Annotated in this window: 2 protein-coding genes; both read left to right on the top strand. The window is 29.9% G+C overall.

Going from position 1 to position 2181, the window contains the following annotated elements; genetic code table 11:
* Nucleotides 1-236 precede the first annotated feature (236 nt).
* On the top strand, nt 237-527 hold the full coding sequence (locus tag OYV_RS04880; RefSeq protein ID WP_042068312.1) for a hypothetical protein: 291 nt from the start codon (nt 237-239) through the stop codon (nt 525-527).
* Between the two features lie 65 nt (nt 528-592).
* Nucleotides 593-2181: AAA family ATPase (locus tag OYV_RS03490; RefSeq protein ID WP_042068311.1), on the top strand; the 1589-nt coding region annotated here is incomplete at its 3' end.

The following is a 2181-nucleotide window of genomic DNA, read 5'->3' as shown; positions in this document are numbered from 1 at the left end:
CCTCTTTTTCCCCAACAAAAAACTACAAAACTTAGAAATAAAAAACGCAAAACAGGAATACCGAGAACAACAATTAATAAAAAAACTAGATGAAATAAGGGATTCTCAAAACAAACTACAATCCCAAATCTCAACCCAAAATTTAAAAGTCGCTATTTGGAGAGACAAAAAATAAAGAAAAAGATTGTTAAAATCCCAAAAACACAACAAAACCTCAATCGGAAAGGACAATGAAAATGATTGATTCAAATTTTACTATTGGCTTCATGACGGGCGCAGTTTTTGTTACCGTTTTATGTTTTATATTTAAACATCTATTTTTTAGTTTTCTTCAACTATTCAACCCTAACGACACTCATCCGTTCAAAAGAAGAATACAAGAATTAACAACCCCAAAACCAAACAATACAAACAATAGCCAACCAAAACCCCAAACCCCACAATCAACTCAAAACCAACAAAAACCCCACTCACAAACAAACAACCCAAATCATCCAAAAAACAACCATCCAACCCCTGGAAAATAAATAACAACCGAAGACTCTCACCACGAGAGTCTTTTTTTGTACCAATTCACACGAAAGGCGAAAACATGAAAACATTAACAAAAATATATCTTAGTTTTTTATCAATTTTTGGTTTAATTCTATTTGTTTTGTTAATTGTTGGATTAACCAAACCACAAACAACCCCCAACACCAACCAAAATACACCACCAAACACTCACACACACCACCACGAAGAGGCAAAACAAAATAACAAAGAACTAAACCCCAAAGAAAAAGAAGCACTTAGTGAAATCCAAACTCGTTTAAAAGAATTAGAATTATTCAACCAAAAAAATATAGAAAAATCAAAAAAAATAAAAGAAGAAGACAACATTTTATCTCAACAAATTAATTCTAATTTAGCAAAAATCAACACTTTAAATCAAGAAATAAATACCCTGAAAAACCAATTAGAAGAAAAAACCAACCAATTAAATAACAAACAAACAAACTTAACTGATGATGAAAAAACAAAATTAGAAAATGAGATAAACGCAATAAATAAAGAAATAACCAAAACAACCCAAAAACGAGATAAAATCAATGACGAAACCAAAACCCAAACTAAAAAACGAGTAGAAAACACACAATCACAATTAACTAATCAAAACAAAATCCAAACAACTAAATTAGAAATAGATAAAACCACCAACTTCAAAGATATTTATCAAAAAATAAACACCTTGCAACAATCAATTAATTACAATAACGCAAACAAAGAACGAATAAAAGAACTAATCACCCAACACCAAGATGACCCCCAAGAAATCCAAAACCTAAAAAGTTATGATTTATTCTTAGACGGACAATTAATCCAATTCGAAAAACAAATTAAACAACTAAAAAACGAAATTGAAATTATCCAAAACCCAAACACCCCAAAACTTGAAAAAAAGAAAGTCACATTCAAAGATGTATACGGAATGGAAAGGGAAAAAGAAGAATTAGAAGATTTAATTTATTATTTCAAAGATGATAACAACGATTTAGTTAACTATGACAAAATCAAGCCCAAAGGGTACCTACTGTACGGCCCTCCTGGAACAGGTAAAAGTTTTTTAATGAAAGCTTTATGTAATGAAACCGAAGCACATTTTATTGAATTTGAACCTTCTAAACTAGATAAAACTTACATCGGCGAAGGAACTGAAGAATGGGAAAAAATTTGGAAAGAAGCAGAATCACATGGTAAAGCAATTATCTTTATCGATGAAATCAGTGGACTTGCTAATAGAGAAGACAAAAACACTAACAAAACAAGTCAAAATATAATTAATAATATATTAACTAAACTAGATGGATTTAACAGTAATAACAAAAAAATTGTCTTAATGGGGGCAACTAACTACCTTAATCAAATCGACAAAGCCCTAAGAAGTAGATTTAGCAAAGAAATCAAAATCGACTTAATCAAAGACCACGAAATTGAAGACTTCTTAAAATTCCTAATTACACCTTATCAAATTAGTTATCACACATATATACATTTAAATGATATCGCCAACAAATGTAAGGGTAAAAACTATTCAAATCGTGATTTAACAACTATCATCAACGAAGCATACAACAAAACTAATAAATATAAATCACAAAATAAAATTCATGAAGTAATGTTGCCTTCCGACCTAGAATA

Source organism: 'Chrysanthemum coronarium' phytoplasma, assembly GCF_000744065.1.
In the GTDB taxonomy this organism is placed as follows: Bacteria; Bacillota_I; Bacilli_A; order Acholeplasmatales; family Acholeplasmataceae; genus Phytoplasma; species Phytoplasma asteris.
The sequence above is the reverse complement of the archived record's forward strand: the minus strand, read 5'-3'. Positions and strand labels throughout refer to the sequence as shown.

Excerpts from the sequence above, each read along its gene's own strand:
- OYV_RS04880 (WP_042068312.1), top strand. The coding sequence starts at position 237 with ATGATTGATTCAAATTTTACTATTGGCTTCATGACGGGCGCAGTTTTT.